13 protein-coding genes are annotated in these 16,781 nt (G+C 47.5%); all 13 read left to right on the top strand.

Annotation, left to right across the window (positions count from 1 at the left end):
- Positions 1-2 precede the first annotated feature (2 nt).
- The 13 genes from CS948_RS16760 (at position 3) to CS948_RS16700 (ending at position 16,752) form a co-directional block, all read left to right on the top strand.
- On the top strand, positions 3-1,709 hold the full coding sequence (locus tag CS948_RS16760) for a metallopeptidase TldD-related protein (RefSeq protein WP_099292916.1): 1,707 nt from the start codon (positions 3-5) through the stop codon (positions 1,707-1,709).
- Between the two features lie 26 nt (positions 1,710-1,735).
- Entirely contained in the window at positions 1,736-3,385 is a 1,650-nt protein-coding gene (locus tag CS948_RS16755) for a metallopeptidase TldD-related protein (RefSeq protein WP_176555095.1), read from the top strand.
- Positions 3,386-3,628: 243 nt separating this feature from the next.
- Positions 3,629-4,183, top strand: coding sequence for an RNA polymerase sigma-70 factor (locus CS948_RS16750; RefSeq protein WP_099292912.1), 555 nt, complete (start codon positions 3,629-3,631; stop codon positions 4,181-4,183).
- Positions 4,184-4,252: 69 nt separating this feature from the next.
- Entirely contained in the window at positions 4,253-5,422 is a 1,170-nt protein-coding gene (locus tag CS948_RS16745) for a FecR family protein (RefSeq protein ID WP_099292910.1), read from the top strand.
- A 95-nt stretch (positions 5,423-5,517) separates the two neighbouring features.
- Positions 5,518-9,003 (top strand): SusC/RagA family TonB-linked outer membrane protein, encoded by a 3,486-nt coding sequence (locus tag CS948_RS16740; protein ID WP_099292908.1) that lies wholly within the window; start codon positions 5,518-5,520, stop codon positions 9,001-9,003.
- Between the two features lie 12 nt (positions 9,004-9,015).
- The gene (locus CS948_RS16735) at positions 9,016-10,533 is read left to right on the top strand and encodes a RagB/SusD family nutrient uptake outer membrane protein (protein WP_099292906.1); all 1,518 of its coding nucleotides are present in this window, start codon (positions 9,016-9,018) and stop codon (positions 10,531-10,533) included.
- Positions 10,534-10,536: 3 nt separating this feature from the next.
- Entirely contained in the window at positions 10,537-11,229 is a 693-nt protein-coding gene (locus tag CS948_RS16730; protein WP_099292904.1) for a hypothetical protein, read from the top strand.
- Between the two features lie 13 nt (positions 11,230-11,242).
- Entirely contained in the window at positions 11,243-11,659 is a 417-nt protein-coding gene (locus tag CS948_RS16725; RefSeq protein ID WP_255302053.1) for a hypothetical protein, read from the top strand.
- A gap of 14 nt (positions 11,660-11,673) precedes the next feature.
- Positions 11,674-12,948 carry a thioredoxin family protein gene (locus tag CS948_RS16720; protein WP_099292900.1) on the top strand — a complete coding sequence of 425 codons (1,275 nt, stop codon included), beginning with the start codon at positions 11,674-11,676 and terminating at the stop codon, positions 12,946-12,948.
- A 92-nt stretch (positions 12,949-13,040) separates the two neighbouring features.
- A complete protein-coding gene (locus tag CS948_RS16715) occupies positions 13,041-14,273 on the top strand; it encodes an IPT/TIG domain-containing protein (protein ID WP_099292898.1) in 1,233 nt (410 codons plus the stop codon).
- A 366-nt stretch (positions 14,274-14,639) separates the two neighbouring features.
- Entirely contained in the window at positions 14,640-15,068 is a 429-nt protein-coding gene (locus CS948_RS16710; protein ID WP_099292896.1) for a hypothetical protein, read from the top strand.
- Positions 15,065-15,901: an IS3 family transposase gene (locus tag CS948_RS16705; RefSeq protein WP_099292250.1), complete on the top strand. Its 837-nt coding sequence runs from the start codon at positions 15,065-15,067 to the stop codon at positions 15,899-15,901. Before CS948_RS16710 ends, CS948_RS16705 begins: the two co-directional genes overlap by 4 nt.
- A gap of 275 nt (positions 15,902-16,176) precedes the next feature.
- Complete coding sequence (locus CS948_RS16700) at positions 16,177-16,752, top strand: flavin reductase family protein (RefSeq protein ID WP_099292894.1); 576 nt, start codon at positions 16,177-16,179, stop codon at positions 16,750-16,752.
- Positions 16,753-16,781 lie beyond the last annotated feature (29 nt).

Here is a 16,781-nt window from a genome sequence, read left to right as displayed (position 1 = left end):
AGATGAAAGGAATAAAGTTTATTTGTATTTGTTGCATTCTCGGGATGACGGGTATTCATGGTGTGTCTGCGCAATCGGGGGACAATTTGTTGAATATCCTTTCCGGGGAGTTGAATAAACATTACCGGGAATTGCAGGGGGAGAAACTTCCCCCCTATTACATGAATTACAGGATTATCGACACGAGGAGCACGACGATCATTACTTCGTTCGGGACGTTGAGGGATAACCAGAGCCGGCATACCCGCGTCATGATTCCCCATATCCGGTTGGGTGACACGACGTTGGATAATTACAAGTATTACCCGATGGGATCGGAAGTGACCGAGTCGGGTATTTCATCCGCCGTCCTGCCGATTGATGACGGGAACAACGAGGATGCTATCCGTCAGGAAATCTGGATGGAGGCTTCTTCCCGTTACGCTTTTGCCGTGGATATTTACGAGCGTACAAAGGCGCAAACCAAGGTGAATGTCAAGAATGAAGATAAAGCCCCTTATTTTTCTGCCGCGCCGGTGGAATCCTATTACGAGGCTCCTTTTCCAGCCGATCGGTTGAAAGTGGACGCAGAGGCATGGATTGCCCGGTTGAAGAAGATTTCCGCTCTTTTTAACGAGAATATGAATATCATGCAGGGCGATGCCACCTTGACGTATGATGTCGAACGCCGTTATTTCGTGGACACGGAGGGACGGAGTGTCGTGCAGAACCTGCCTTATGCCCGCGTCATGATCCAAGGAAACGTGATGGCTTTGGACGGGATGCGGCTTCCCTTGTACCTGTCCTATTTCGCATATGATCCGGCTGATTTGCCCTCGGACGAGCAGATGATGGCGGATACGCGGGAGATGATCAAGACCTTGGCGGCTTTGCGGGAGGCTCCCGTGGCTGACCCGTATACCGGTCCCGCCTTGTTGTCGGGTGCCGCGAGCGGTGTGTTTTTTCACGAGATATTCGGGCATCGTCTGGAAGGGCAGAGGATGAAGACGGACGAGGACGGACAGACTTTCAAACAGATGGTGGGAGAAAATGTATTGGCTCCTGATTTTCAAGTTTCCGACGATCCGACGTTGACGAGTTACGCGGGAAAGGAGTTGAACGGTCATTACAAGTTTGACGATCAAGGTATTCGTGCCGAACGGGTAAACGTCGTGGTGGACGGTAAGTTACGGGATTTCCTGATGACCCGCGTGCCGATAGACGGCTTCCCGAAGACGAACGGTCATGCCCGGGCAAGCGACGGGTTCGATCCCGTGTCCCGGCAATCCAACCTGTGTATCGAGACGAAAGCTCCCAAAACACAACAGGAGTTGCGGGCGATGTTGATCGAGGAGGCGAAAAAGCAGAACAAGGAATACGGTTATTTCTTTAAAGAAGTGACAAGCGGCTTAACGTACACGGGGACAAGCAGCACGAATTCGTTCAACGTGACCCCACTGGTGGTTTACCGTGTCTACACGGACGGCAGACCGGATGAATTGGTACGGGGAGTTATCCTGATCGGGACTCCGTTGTCTATGTTCTCGAACATCGTGTGCGCGGGGGACGACCCGAGTGTCTTCGTCGGTATTTGTGGGGCGGAATCCGGGGGAGTGCAGGTTACTGCTATTTCGCCGACGATTCTGGTGAACAAGGTGGAAACCCAGCGTACGGCGAAGTCCAGCGTGTTGCCGCCTGTTCTCCCGAGGGTGTATGTACCGCAAAAATGAAGTTATGAATATTAAATAGGAAAATGATGAGATACACGATATTGTTATTTTTAATATTTCTGGTCAGCCTGTCGCGTGCTCAGACGCGAGAGGACGTGACTATTTTCACGGCGATGGGGGACGAACAGGCGAGAACGAAGGAGCAGCTGGCTCTTCCTATGATGAGTAAGCCTTTTTATGTCTCTTACGCTCTTCTACTTTCCCGGCAGTTTTCCGTGGAGGCAACCTTGGGGTCTGTGTTGAATTCGGTTAATCTGCCCCTTCATTTGATGGGTACCTCGCAAGTCTTGATCGGCGACTACAATCGCACGAGCGATCTGCGTCATGTGGGGCAATTCCTGCGGGTGGATGTAGGAGGTGAGATTGATTATAACGCTATTCGCCTTGGCTTCTGGCTGGCTTCTGATCAGGGATACAAGGTGGCTTTGCAGGAGTACTCTGCAAAAAAGGTATACTTGGAGGCAAACCCGTATGAACTTCCCGATAATCTTCCGGATTTGTTACCGACCCCTTCCGTGGAGAAGCTGATACAGGGAAAACAACCTTATATTTCTGGTATTTCCGGGGTAGAGGCGAAGGCACGGGAGTTGTCCGCCGTGTTTAAAGATTACAAGGAGATCATCGGTTCCAAAGTATCATTGCAGGGAAGCGAGATGACGTTTTACAAATTGACCACGGAACAGGTGGCGCTGAAACAGCCGTTGAATTTCGTGGAGTTGTACGTCGAGGGGACGGTAGTCACGAAAGACGGGGAATATATTCGGGATTCGTATATATTGTTAGCCCCTTCGCTGGAGGCATTGCCTTCACAGGAGCATTTGAAACAAGTGGTGGCGGGCTTTGCCCGGCGGCTGATTGACCTGAAAAACGCGGAAGTATTTTCCGAGGAGTATAACGGACCGGTTCTTTTCGAGAACGAGGCGGTGCGTCAAGTGCTCACGGATAATTTGTTGGGGAATAACGGCGGACTGTGTACTTACCGGATGCCGCTTGGCGTGAAGGAAACGACCACTTCCTTTGAGGATAAGATCGGGAAGAAATTACTTGATCCCCGCCTGTCCGTGGTGAATTATAGTTCCATGACGGAATACATGAATATCCCTTTGCTGGGAAGTTACGAGGTGGATGCCGAAGGCGTGGTTCCGGAAAAAGAGTTGGTGCTGGTGGAGAAAGGGGTTCTGAAAAAGGTATTGAACGGGCAGGTTCCCACGAATAAGGTGCGTTACTCGACCGGGAGTTCCCGTTTTATTCCCACCCGTAATGACGTGATTTACGTGACGGCTCCCGGCACGCTTCATGTCAAGGCTGACGGCGGATTAAAGCCGGAGGCGATGAAAAAAGCCTTGTTGAAAGCGGCAAAAGAAGCGAAGTCGGATTACGCTTATATCGTTCGCCGTTTGGCGGGCAACGCTTCACTCCTGTACAAGGTAGACGTGAAGACGGGCGAAGAAACGCAAGTCCGTTTTGGAAAAGTTGCCCCCGTGAATATGTCCAAGTTGAAGAATATACGGGAAATCTGTAATCAGGAAAAGGTACACAATCTTCTACTGGACAAGGGTGCTTTGGTATCCATGATTTATCCTTCATCTATTTTGTTGAATAACATGGATATATCTGTTATGGATGTACCGAAGAGAAAACTGCCGGCATTGAAGAATCCTTTGCAGGAGAGATAGAATTTAGTGATTTTAAATTGAAAAATGTCTGTTATCCCCGGAATGATTGAGGAATGACAGGCATTTTCAGCTCTCTCTCGATAAACAGAGGAGGAGTTGAAATACAGTCCGAAATGCGAGTGAAATAACTTGCCGAAGGCAAATGTAACCTGCAACTTGTAACTCGCCGTAGGCGACTAAAAACACATCCCGTTTGTCATTTTTGTTTTTTAACTCTATATTTGTGGCACTAATGGGGAGCGTATGTTTACATTATTGGAAAAAAAACGCTATTTTGAACAATTGTTCCGGGAGAGTTATTCCCGGCTATATTACTACGCTTTAAGTTTTTTGAATGATGACGAGCGGGCGAAAGATGTGGTGAGTGATGTTTTCGAGATCGTGTGGAAGGGGCGGGACCGCCTTGAATTTTCAACTTCATTAGTTCCTTTTTTATATAAACTTGTCCGTAATGCCTGTCTGGATGAATTGCGGCATGAAAAGACAGCGCAACGTTTTGCTGCGTATATGCGGGAAGAACCCGAGGCGGTGGACGAAAGCAAGCATTTGGAATACGAGTTGTTGATCGACCGGATACACCGTGCCGTGGAGCAGTTGCCGACTCAAACGAGGAACGTGTTCAAAAGATGTTTTCTGGAAGGGAAAAAATATCAGGACGCGGGGGCGGAGTTCGGTATCACGGTGAACACGGTAAAAGCCCATGTTATGAAAGCGTTACGGATACTGCGGGAACAATTCTCCGGGGAAGAGTTTATACTGCTTTTCTTGTGTTTCGGGAAGTCTACCGAAAAAAAATAAAAAAAAGTCGTTTTTGGCATTACCCATTTTGCAGGGGTCTACGTGTATGGGGTAGATGAATATGACAAAATGGATAAAAAGTATAATTATCGGGATATAGAATTTGGCATGGACGTGCTCAATCATCTGGTGAAGGACGATGAATTGGTGCGAGAATGGTTGCGGGACGAGGAGCACGGGCAATTGCTGGAAGAATTGCGCCGTATCCGGGAAGGGAGTTTGGCGGCTGTCGATAAAAAGAAGCCGGATGTCGATGGGGAATGGAAGAAGTTGAACCGGAAGATTTTGCGGAAAAGGATGCTTTGGACTTACAGGGTAGCGTCGGCTGTCGCTTGCATCGGTATCGTGATTTCAATCAGTTGGTTGTGGAGGAGTCCGATGCCCGCGGAGCGAACGCCTTTCGTGATGGTGATGCCTGAGAATGACGATTTTACCCCCCAAGGGGTTACACTTGTATTGAATAACGGGGAGGAGATCGATTTGAACCGGGAGAACCGGAAGGTTTTGGTGCAGCGTTTGCCCCAAGTGATCCGGTCTATCACGGCGGATTCTTTAAAGGGGTTGGTTTATTCTCCCGGGCAACCGCTCCCCGAATTGGAAGGGAATCACACGTTAAAGGTGCCCCGGGGTGGAGAGTATTTCGTGATTTTGGATGACGGGACGAAAGTGTGGTTGAATGCGGAGACGGAATTTCGTTATCCGGTCGTGTTCGGGGAAAAGGAACGCGTGGTGGAGTTGTCGGGAGAGGCTTATTTTCAAGTGCGGCGGGACGAGACGCGACCTTTTATAGTGAAGACGGCAGGGGTTCGTACCCGTGTGTTGGGAACGGAATTTAACGTTCAGGCGTATTCAAGGGAGAAAGAAAATATCACGCTCGTGAATGGAAGTGTAGCGGTCAAGGCTACCGGGAGGAGGAAAGAAGTGGTGTTGAAACCTCACGAAAATGTCCTGTATAGCGAGGGAAAACTGAAAGTGACGAAGGTGGATATACTGAAGTATACCTCGTGGAAAGAAGGGTATTTCTATTATGACGACGAGCGGTTGGAAGATATATTGACGGAACTGGGACGTTGGTATAATTTCAGCGTGGTATACGAGGAACCGGAATTGAAGGAGTTGCGTTTTAAGATTTGGGCAGATCGGAAGGCGACTTTCAGCAAGGTCGTGGAATATTTGAATGAAATGGGAAAATTAAAAATAGAGGTTCGGGATAATTGTATTATAGTTTTTAAGAAGTAGAAATGATGTATTGGAAATCAAGTATTTGAAAGGCGTGAGCCTCTCGAAAAGGGGATTGTTGTGTCTTGAATTTTAGAATGTTAAATAAATGAATTATGGAAAAAAAGCGAAGATCGGTTTATTTAAGGCGGGAACAAGGATGGAGGAAAATGACATTGTGGATGTTTTTTATGCTATGGGGGTTCCTTGGTTTCTCTCAGGAAAATAAGGTTTCTTTTAAATTTGTAGATCAGGAATTATCCTCCGTGTTGAAGGAGCTGGAAAAGGCGGACGTGTATAAATTCATGTTCAATTATGACGACGTGAAGGGGAAAAAGGTCACGTTGGAGGTGAAAGACAAGAAGGTGTTGGAGATATTGGATCTCGTGTTGAAGGATTTGCCGTTCACGTACCGAACGGACGGGGTGATGGTGATTATAAGACCGAAGGTTGCCGACGTGTCCGCCAAAAAGCATATACTCAAAGGTAAAGTTGTGGATACGAAAGGGGAACCGATGGTAGGTGTTACCGTGCGTCTGGATAGTACGACGGTCGGGACGGCAAGTGCCGCGGACGGGACGTTCACGTTGGCGATCGATAAGCCGGTGGGGAATCTGATATTCTCTTTTATCGGTTTTAGTGCGAAGAAGGTGGCGGTGACTTCCGGCAAGGAGGTGGTCGTGAAGATGGAAGAGGAAGTTTCCGACTTGGATCAGGTGACGGTGATCGCCTACGGGTCGAGAAAGAAACGGGAGTTGATCACTTCCGTAGCATCGATCAAGGCGGATGATATAAAAGAGATTCCCGCTGCCAGTCTGGAAACCTTGTTGCAGGGGCGTATGGCGGGTGTTGGGGTGAATATCCAGTCGGGTTCTCCCGGTGGCGGGGGAACGAACGTGGCGGTACGCGGGTACAATTCCTTGTGGCTGGATGAAGCGGGAGGGGGCGACGGTTCGCCGCTGTACGTGATCGACGGGGTGCCCGTGCATTCGTTTACTTCCCCGGTGACGGGAACGAACACGATAGCGGAGATTGATCCCTCGACGATAGAGTCGGTGGAGGTGTTGAAGGATGCCGCCTCTGCCGCTATTTACGGTTCACGTGCTGCGAACGGGGTGATATTGATTACCACGAAAAAGGGACGTGCGGGCGAGGGGAAGTTCTCCGTGAACCTGTCCTATTCGGCTTCCGTGTTGCCGAAAGCCCCGACACAGTTGGGCGGACGGGAGGAACGCCTGTACCATATGGCGGTCATGCGGGCGCAAAGAAATGCCTACGAGGTGAAGGGGAAGGGATATTACAAGTACCCGACTTCATACGAGGAGGCTGCTAATAACGAGGCTATATATGATGCTTTTTGGAATAGTGGTTTAGGGGTGGGAACAAAGAGTATTAGAATGGTTCAGGATTCCTTGAACCCTTTTTTCAACAATTCCACGAACTGGTACAAGTATATCTTTCGGACGGGAAAGATACTGAATGCTAATATCCAGACAAGCGGCGGTACGGAAAAGATGACTTACATGGTTGGTGCGGGGTATTACAAGGAAACGGGGATTATGCCGGGAAGTGACTTTTCCCGTGTGAATTTGTTGACGAATCTTTCCTTCAATCCCGTGAAGAAGTTGACCGTGGACAGCCGTTTTTATCTGGCGTACACGGACAGAAGCCGGGGTGCGACATCGGGGGATGCTTTCAAGTACGAGAGCTTCACGGTCGATCCCAATTATACCTCTTCGTTACTTTTGAAGGGTGGGGCGGTAGAAGAAAAAATGTTGCAGATGCTGAACGGGCAAGTGGAAAATAACACTTCTTACCGTTTAAGGGCTAACTTGCAGTTGAGGTACGAGATATTGAAGGGATTGTCTGTTTCGACTTCTTTGGCGTTGGATTATACCCAAGCGAACCAGAACCAGTTTACTCCCAGTTATCTGGATCCTAACAATAATAATGAAAGTAAATCTTCGGGAGAGATTGCCCGGGATATGTTGTTGTCGAACGAGAATTTGTTGAGTTACGTGTTCACGCTCGACGAGGTGCACAATTTTGATTTGTTGTTCGGGTTGGCGTATGACGGTAGCAAGAAATGGAGTAACAGCGGTCACGGGTTGCGGGGACCGAGTGACCGGATCGAGTATGTCGGGAGTGGTTTTCAGGATTTGATATACGATCCGAGAGTGGACGATTATCGTGCTTTAAAAGATTATGGTTCCGATTTTTCGGAAACAGCGATGGTGAGTTATTTCGGGCGTCTGGCTTACAATTATGACAAAAAATACTTGTTGGAAGCCACGGTGAGGCGGGACGGGTCTTCCGTGTTCGGTGCGGATGTGCGTTGGGCTACGTTCCCGTCCCTGGCGGTCGGGGGGGCTTTTTCTACCGAGCGGTTCATGAAATGGGCGTGGTGGTTGAATTACGGGAAGATACGGGCTAGCTGGGGACGCTCTGGCAGCCAGTTCGCGATCCCGTATCTGGCACAAGGCTTGATGTCCCCGGGGACGATCTTTGACGGGGTACAGGGGATGCAGCCCGAGGGCGTGATAAACCGGAAACTGAAATGGGAAGAATCGGATCAATATGATTTCGGGTTGGATATGGACTTTTTTAATTATCGCTTGAACCTGACCATAGATTATTACTATAAATACACACGTGCCTTGATAAACAAAGAGTCGCTGCCCGGCGATATGTACGGGTTCAACGGGGTACAATGGCGGAACACGATGGCTATTTCCAACGAGGGGTTGGAGTTGGACGCCAAAATCGACATTCTGAGGGACACGGAAGTGAAATGGCGTACGCGTTTCAATATATCCCGGAACTGGAATCGTTTCCGGAAGAGTTACTCGGGGAGAGATTTCTATGACAAGGTGATTGGCAAACCGTTGAGCGGGATTTATCTTTTCAAGGATTTGGGGATGATCGAGAGTGATGCCGATGTCCCGTATATATTCGATCAGTCCGGTAAAAAACAGATGTTGTCACCGGAAGGGGACGAGGAATATTTTTTCACGAAGGGAATGCGCCGTATCGCGGATATTGACGGCGACGGGCAGATCACGGAAGATGATTTGGTTTATTCCGGGACCACTTTGCCACAGGCTTACGGCGGGCTTGTGAACGAGATTAAATGGAAGAATTTTGACGTGAATATTTTGTTGACTTACACGCTCGGGCGTAAGATGGTGAATCAGTTCAAGTATAGTACCCTTCAGGGAAGATTGGGAGTTTATCCCGTTTTCGCGGATGTGTCATTGTCCGATTTTTGGCAGTATGCCGGTGACGGGAGTAAGTACCAGACTCTCGGTTTGTATGGCAATTCCACGTTGATTAATATAACCGGACAAACAACAGCTTCACTGGAAAACGTGCATTATTGCAGGTTAAAACAACTGACGATAGGGTACAATCTTCCGAAGCGTATCATGAAGAAGTTGTGGTTGGACGGTATCCGGATTTTCGTGACGGGAGAAGACCTATTCCTGTTGTCAAATTATTCGGGGCTTGACCCGGAAGTGGCGAATATCGGGACAGGGTTCGACGACGGTCGTACTTATCCCTTGGCGCGGAAATGGACTTTTGGTTTGACTGTAAATTTTTAAACGAGGTAGATTATGAAAAGATTTTTATATAGTGTACTGGTCGTGTTGCTGTGTGCTTCTTGTGATTCGCTTCTTGATTTGGAACCGAAGAACGGGGTGACGTTTGAACACTATTTCACGACGGAACAGGATTTGGAAGCGGTAGTAATACAAATGCACGGGAATTTGAGAACAGCTTTGACCGGGGTGACTCAACATGAATTTATGGGGCTTCGGGTGGATGTCGTGAGGCAGGGATCTGATATAAATAAAATACGCGGGTTGAATACCGACTATTTGTTGAATCATTCTAATCAACAGCAATGGAAAACTTACTACAATACGCTTGCTATCGTGGATTTGTTTTTCGATAATTACAAAAAAGCCAAGGATGTGGCTCCCGAACGGGTACGTTTTTATTGTGGTCAGGGAGAATTCGTGAAAGCCATGTGCTATTTTTACTTGGTACGGATGTGGGGTGATGCTGTTATCACGAAAGGAAGCAATTACATTGATAAATACGCCAAAAGCCCGGCATCCGTCGTTTTGGACACGGCTATTCATGCCGCCTTACGGGCGTATGACATGTTGCCCAAGTTCAGCGGTCTGAAAAACTCGAATAACAAAGCGTTGACCTCGAAGCAATACGGGTGTAAGGGAAGTGTTGCAGCCCTGTTGGCTCACCTGTACGCGTGGAAGGCTCACGTGGTCGGTGGTCAGGAGGATTTGAAGAAGGCGGAGAAATGGGCGAGTAAGTTGATCGAGGAAAAGTATCGCGACGAAGTGGGTGTCTATACTCTTGCGGAGAACCCGGAAGAGGTTTGTGCCGAGGTGATGCACAGGAAAAGTGCGGAGAGTATTTTCGAGTTGGAAATTAATTATCAGGATGCCAGTACTTACTCCGCTTTTTTACCCGCTTATTCCATGATTGGCGCCCCGATCGTGAAGACCGAGGAAAAGATGGATATTAAAGATAAGGATTTTGGAATAACGATAGCAGAAGTAAATTCTTTGTTCCCGGCAGGGGATGCACGTCGGGAGGCTTATTTCTACCATCTGGATGATCCGGAATGGCAGGAAGCGGGATTGGCTTATCTCTATAAGTGGCGGTATGCCCGTTACGGGGCATCGGTTGCCGGGGAAGTCTGGCTTAAAGGGATGGATGTGAACCGGGTTATTTTCCGGTTGGCGGATATGTACCTGTTGCGCGCGGAGTGCCGGGTAAAGATGAATGACCCGGCGGGAGCGAAAGCCGATCTGAACGTAATCCGCGATCGGGCGGAAGCGAAGTTATGGCCTGCCGAAGGTGATAGCGGGGATTTGCAATACGATATTTTCAAGGAGCGGGAGAAGGAGTTGTTGTACGAGGGACACCGTTATTACGACGTGGTTCGTAACGGGTATTGGAAAACGGAGTTGCAGGGAGGTTTTAACGATTTGTCGGTTGAGGACGTGAAAGACGGGGCTCTTTACCTGCCTGTTCCCCAAACTGCATTTTCACAAAATGATTTAATGATCCAGAACACGTTTTGGGCGTCAAAAATGAAATAAGCTATGAAAAAGATACTGTTTATACTGGTCGTGGCGGGTGTATTTACGGCTTGCGGTACAAAATACGACTATATCGATACGGGAGTTTGCGAGGAGGAATTCCGGGGTAATATGTATGAATACTTGCAGAGTAATCACTACGATTGGGATTCTATCGTGAAGATTATTGATCGCGCGGGATTACGAGAGATGTTCGAAAAGGAGGATTTCACTTTTTTGGGACCCACGAATATCACCATTCGCAAGTGGTTTTTCTGGGATAAGATAGGTGGCGTGGGAAACACGGACAAGGAATACGTGATTCACGGTTACAAGAGTATCCAACGGGTACCTGTCGAAATATGCCGGAAAATCGTGTTGAGCCACGTGGTAGAGGGGATTATCGCCCGCGATGATATCGCGAGGGCTACCTATAACGAGGAACAAAAAATGGACGGCGGGGGCAATATTTTTACCACTCGTTGGGGTAACCGGGTGTGGTTGTGGACGATACAGGAACCTTACATGAATATTCCCGAGATGGGACCGGTTATCGTGGAAATGGCATCGGTTGACGGCGAGGGCAAGAAAATCAAGGACATCGGTATGGCTACAATCGGCGTGAAACCGACGAACGGGATGGTACATTCGTTGCCGTACAGTTATAATTTGGGAGAGATGTACACGGATAGATATTGGGCAATAGTTAATCATTAATAGCATGGGAGAGATGAAAAAATATTTGGTTTTGATAGGGGTGATATTAGTTTGGTGGGGATGTCACAACCCCACGCCGGGGTACCTTGAAACGGGTAACGCACAATACGTACCCGACACGATGATTATTCGCAAGGAGTTGGATCCGCTGAAAGATGCTTACCGGAAGATGAACAATGCTCCTTGGGTATCCCCGAAATGTCAGGGAGTTGACGGTACGGCTCCCGTTCTGTTCGAGATCGTAGACGTGACTTCCGAGGACGGCGATGCCGCCATGTTCAAAAGTTTCCTGAATATCCGGGGAGGCGGAAGAATGGAGTTTCCCTTGAAAGTAAGCGTGCCCGTGGGGCATTACGTGGTTTCCGTCAGGGTGTCGAACGAGGGATATTCCGAGGTAATCCCTGACGTGTTTACTTTTATAGTGGAATAATAAAATGAAAGGTTATGAGAAAGAGCGTGTTATTATTAATGATATGTATTTTCGCTGCCGGGGCAAGAGGGGAAGGTATCCGTTTTTTCAAGGGTTCCTTCCAAGATGCCTTGAAGCAGGCGAAAGCAGAGAACAAGAAGGTGTTTGTCGATTTCTACACCACGTGGTGCGGACCTTGTCAACTGATGTCCAAAAATGTATTCCCGGACGACGAGGTCGGGGAGTATTTCAACGAACATTTTATCAATTATCAGATTAATGCCGAGGACAAGGCGTACCTGCCGGAAGTGAAGCGATACGGCGTCACGGCGTACCCGAATATGTTGATTCTGGACACGGAGGGCAACGTGCTGGGGCGGCAACTGGGGGCTACCGACAAGAACGGTTTTCTCCGTTTTGCCCGGTTGGCATTGAAGGAAGTGTTGCCCGTGGACCAGCTTTACGAGAAACTGAAGAAGGACAGGAAGAATCAAACACTGATGCAGGAGATTCTGTTGGAAGCCCCGGGGTATATCGCCCGCTTGTCCGGTCAGGATCATGACAAATGGGAATACCGGATCGAGAAGTTATACGCCGATTACCGGAAGCAAAGACCGTTGGAAGATTGTATCACGGCGAATGACTTGAAGATTTTCTCTATATACCACACGGGGATGGGGAAGAAAGACGAGGTGTTTGAATTTGTGTTGTTGCACTTTGATGATTACGCGCGAGTGATTGATCGGAACGAGGTTTCCAATTTCCTGTTCATGTTGAGTTATCCTTGGATGGAAGAGTTGGCGAAAAAAGGTGATATGAGCTACCGGGAGGAGTTGGAGCGCGTGCGGGGAGATTTGAAGGTCGTGTATGATTCTATCATGAATTTCGGGGGGATGGACACGTATTCCGGTTTAAAGCTACTGTTTGATGCGGAGTATTACCTGTACAACAAGAAGGATGTCGAAAAGTACCGTTCGTACATGGAGAAATATTTCGCGGGCTTGGGTAAAGGTATTCGTCCTCAGGATTATATCGGGGCGTTGGAGTCGCTGTATGAAGTACTGGGGGAAAAGATCACGCCGGAAGTGGCACGTCAGGGAATCAGTTGGTTGAACGAAGCTCTGAAAAGCAAGTTGCAGCCGGAGATGCAGATGCGTTGTTTGCTGATGCTGGGCGATTGTTACAAGGCTTCGGGAAGCAAGGAGGATGCGAAGAAGTGTTATGATCAGGCTTACGTGATTTCCCTGCAATTCAATAATCCCGGTTTGTCGGCGGCGGTACAGGAATATGTAAAGAAATTAGAAGAATAATTACAGGAAGAGGTTTATTCATACCCTACCTCTTCGTCCATATTAACACTAACAGAACCTTTTGGGGTACAAGGTGAAAAAAAAGAAAGACCATGAAAAGATTAATGTTATTATTTTGCTTGTTGGCAAGTTTTATTGCCTGTTCCGATGATAAGGATAATCTGGAGGAACCCAAAATGCCTATTACTGATTTGCAACTGCCGACGGTAAATCCCGTTGTCGGGGACAATGTAACGATTGCGGGTAAGGGATTCGCACAGGATTGCAAGATACAAGTAAAACCGGAAGGGGCTGCCGAGGCTATCGATGCCGCGATTGTCGAAGTTACCGATGCCGGAATAACCTTTAAGGCTCCGGCAGAAGTGACCGGTAAATGTAAAGTGATTTTGCTACAAGGCGGGAAATCATACGAGTTGGGTGATCTGACTTTTGAAGAGGCTCCGGATATTGAAGCTACTTTGTATGGCGTGTTTGCCGATGAAACGACAAATTCCGTGTGTCCGATCGACGTTGCCACCCAAAGGAGAGGCAAGGCGTTGTTTACACTGGATAGTGACATCGAGGGTATTGTTGCGGACAATCATGGCGTGGTGTATTATAAAGCCATCACATTCGTGGATAACAAGAGTACTTATGAATTGCGTTATTACGATATCAAAGCGGGTAAAGGCGGAAAGATCGATTGGGCAGATGCCGGTCGTTGTTTCTCTATCAGCACGGATGGTGAAAAATTATACGCTTTGACTTATGATACTGATAGCTATGATATTTGCTTGTATTCTGTTGAATGCGATGGAAATGTCACTCTTTTACAAACTTACACCGATCAATTGGAAGCGCCTTACAGACGTCTTTATTCCACGGGTGGTACATTCTTATATGGAGAAAGCTATATATTTGCCGGTTTGCGTCTTGATATGGGGGATGTTGCGTATCATATATCCATCGTTGCAGATTTGACTGATGATTATTATGATTATCCTGCAGCAGAGGATATGATGAAATCTTTCCGTTTTGTGAAAACAGGTGATAATCATTATGTATTCAAGAACAATGAAGGAGAGGACGCTACAGCTAAAACAACCGTACATGAATTTGGTGAAGAATACGAGTGGTATGGCGATGACTATAACAATCCGGTTATTGCAACCATTGATAATTATTTTGTCGATCAGGTGTACGACCCGACGACCGGGCTGATATACGGAATGTTTGGGGATGAGAGCGATGGTATTCTGCCTTTCGATCCGAAAACGAATAAGGCTCTTGATCCTTGGATAGGAAGTGGTTGCGTGGCATTAGTATATATCAAAGATGTCGAGTGATAACAAAAAACGTGTATTGGAGTTGTGATATCGTTCATGACTAAGTTGTGTTGTAAAGATCGGGTTTGAATAGAACCCGGTCTTTTTTCATACAATATCCATGTATTTCCCGTGATGCCGATAGAACTCGGTAGTCCTATTTTTGTCGGAGTGTTGATGAAGAGAACCCCATGAAATAACGGAGAGATAAGGGAGTAATAAGGGAACAAAGACGTTTCACCTTCGATACAAAGACGTTTCAAAGACGTTCACGGACGTTTTTGAATTGAAAGTGATTTGAGAATAAAATGGAACTATGTCTTGTCCTCTACCTCTTCTCTCCCTGTATTACCCTGAAAAAAGTTTACTGTAAACCATAGTAAACCAATGTCAGAATTAGCAAAAATTATCAAACATCGTCATTTCCCCGTTCGGGTAAAATTGTCGGCAGTTCGTGATCGTTTGATCGAGGAACTAGATTACGCGGAGGTTTTAAGCAAGTATGATGTCAGTTCTTCTACCTTCCATGGATGGTTGACTAAATATAAACCCCGAGTGATGTCGGAAGCAAGTTATAAACGCTTATCTTTACCAGTGCATGATCCTAAAACTTTATTATCAATGACAGACAAGGAAGTTCAAGAACTGGAACACTTACGCGAGGAGTTAGAGAAACAAAAGGTACTTGTAGAAGCTTACGAGCTGATGCTTGAGTTAGCTAAAGACCGTCTTCACGTGGATGTAAAAAAAAACCACGAGGAGATGTTATTAGCGGGATTAGTGACCGCCAAAAAGCTCGGGAGGGCAAAGCGATGACAGCATACCTGTGCAACTCGCTAGGTTACAGCAAGCAGGCTTATTACAAGAGCCTTCGCTCGAGTAACGACGAGGAAGAACGTGAACGTTACGTTCTTTCCATTGTTGAAGAGATCCGTCGTGATTTGCCTCGTTTGGGGGTTCTGAAGTTGTGGCGGATGCTAACGGGTAACGGTTTGATGGTTGGTCGTGATTGGCTTTCCCGTTTGCTTCACCGGCATGACTTGATGGTAAAAATGAAGAAGTATCGCGTCATTACCACGGATTCCCGCGCGTGGCGTCACCAGTACCCGAACCTGGTGAAAGGCTCTCGAGTCGAGCGCTCTAACCAAGTATGGGTTAGCGATATCACTTACCTGTCGACGGGCAAAGGTTTTGTTTACCTTTCCCTGGTGACGGACGCTTACTCGAGGCGGATCATGGGCTGGGATGTACACCCGACTCTGGATTCGTCTGGTCCGGTCAAAGCCTTGTACCATGCCCTAGAGACCGGAGAACACGGCTCTTTCAAGGACTTGATCCATCATTCTGACAGGGGCGGTCAATATTGTTCGGCCTTGTACACGGGGATATTGAAATTGCACGGGATACGTGTCAGCGTCACCCAGGACGGCTCTCCATACGATAACGCTATCGCCGAGAGGGTGAACGGGATTTTAAAGAGAGAATGGTTGAACGATATCCCGTTGAAGGATATTCATGACGCCAGGAAACACGTCAAGAGGGTGATTGAAATATACAACAAGAAAAGACCACACCTGGCCGTTTGTTGTCAAGTGCCGGAGCAAGCCTACAAGGACAAAATGAAAAAATTTGCCAGGGTAATGTTTTGAGCCGGGCGATTTTTCCTTCTCCCGGGGAATTCCCCGGGAGAAGGAAAAGAAAGTAAACCTTTGATAGGAAGTATCATTTATTTAAAGTAAACTTGTAACAGTAGATTACAACAATACTACATTTTTTAATTTATTGAATATCAAATCGAGTAAACCAATTTCAGGAAACTACACCCTTATTTCTGTTTCACTTCTTCCTGTCGGGGAAATAAACGGATGTCGGGTAGTTTGACCGTTTCGTGTTTTAGCTTATCTTTGGCGATAAAATAACTGGAATGAAACACAATTGGAAACCGGGAAACATGATTTATCCCTTGCCGGCGGTGCTGGTGACTTGCGGGAGCGAACCGGAGGAATACGCAGTCTTGACCGTGGCATGGACGGGAACGATATGTACCAACCCGCCGATGTGCTATATCTCCGTGCGACCGGAACGAAATTCTTACCCGATCATCAAAAAAAACATGGAGTTCGTGATTAACCTCACGACGAAAGATATGGCGTATGCTATCGATTGGTGCGGGGTGCGTTCCGGCAGGGAGTACAATAAATTCGAGGAGATGAAACTCACGCCCGTGCCGGGAGAGGTCGTGAAGGCTCCTATCATAGAGGAATCGCCCGTGTCTATCGAGTGTCGGGTGAAAGAAATTGTGCCGCTGGGGTCACATCATATGTTTATCGCCGATGTCGTGAACGTGCAAGCGGATGACCGTTACTTGAGCGGGGAAACGGGCAAATTCGAGTTGGCGGACGCCGAACCTCTGGTGTATTTACACGGCGGATATTTTGAATTGGGCAAGAAAATCGGTAAATTTGGTTGGTCTGTGGAGAAGAAAAAGAGAAGACGATAGTATAACTAAAGATTTGAAGTAAACGATAT

The organism is Butyricimonas sp. Marseille-P3923 (genome assembly GCF_900184685.1).
Classification (GTDB): Bacteria; Bacteroidota; Bacteroidia; order Bacteroidales; family Marinifilaceae; genus Butyricimonas; species Butyricimonas muris.
The sequence above is the reverse complement of the archived record's forward strand: the minus strand, read 5'-3'. Positions and strand labels throughout refer to the sequence as shown.